Origin of the sequence: Gordonia sp. DT30, from assembly GCF_049844915.1 — a bacterium.
Taxonomy (GTDB): Bacteria; Actinomycetota; Actinomycetes; order Mycobacteriales; family Mycobacteriaceae; genus Gordonia.
The window spans coordinates 1-584 of the sequence record NZ_JBNCLY010000072.1 but is presented as its reverse complement, the minus strand read 5'-3'; the positions used below and the strand labels follow the sequence as shown (position 1 = coordinate 584).

The window sequence follows — 584 nt, the reverse complement described above, 5'->3', positions numbered from 1 at the left end:
GACCCCATGAACTCGAGCGCAGACAGCTTCGGGGTGTCGGCGGGTATGGTCAGTAACACTCCGCCGGTGGGTTTGCACGACACGGTCTCGTCGGTGAGTCCCTTCGCCGCGAGCTCCAAGATGGTTTCGAGAGCATCGGCACGTCTGCGTTCAGCTTTCCGCGGGTCGAGCGAACCGTCGGGCTGAGGCTTTGGTGCGGAGAGTGTTTCGACGAGGCTGTGCAGCTTCTCGCCGGCGACCGCATCGAGGTTGGCGTGCACGTCCAGACGTCCGTCGTCGGTCTGGTGGTAGCCGAGTTCGTTGATCGTCTTGTCTTCGCCGGCGGGTAGTCCACCGTCGGTGTCGGCGGCGATCTGGTTGCCGAGGGTGCGGGCGTGGTCGCGGATGTCGGCGGGGGTGGCGCCGGCGAAGTAGTGCGAGAGCAGGGTACTCACTTGTGCGAAGCGGGTTTGGGGGTCGGCGGGTTCGGGGCTGCGGTGGTCGATGTGGGTGAGTCCGCGGACGATGGCGTCGACGTGTTCGGCGGAGATGGAGCCGTCGGCGGCGTGGGCGGTGACGAGGTCGATGTCGGTGGCGGCGGCGAT

1 protein-coding gene is annotated in these 584 nt (G+C 66.8%); it reads right to left on the bottom strand.

Features of this window, described 5'->3' with window-relative positions; all coding sequences use genetic code 11:
- Positions 1-584 (bottom strand): DUF222 domain-containing protein (locus ACLQ3C_RS21480; RefSeq protein WP_425707118.1); only part of this gene is annotated, 584 nt, incomplete at both ends.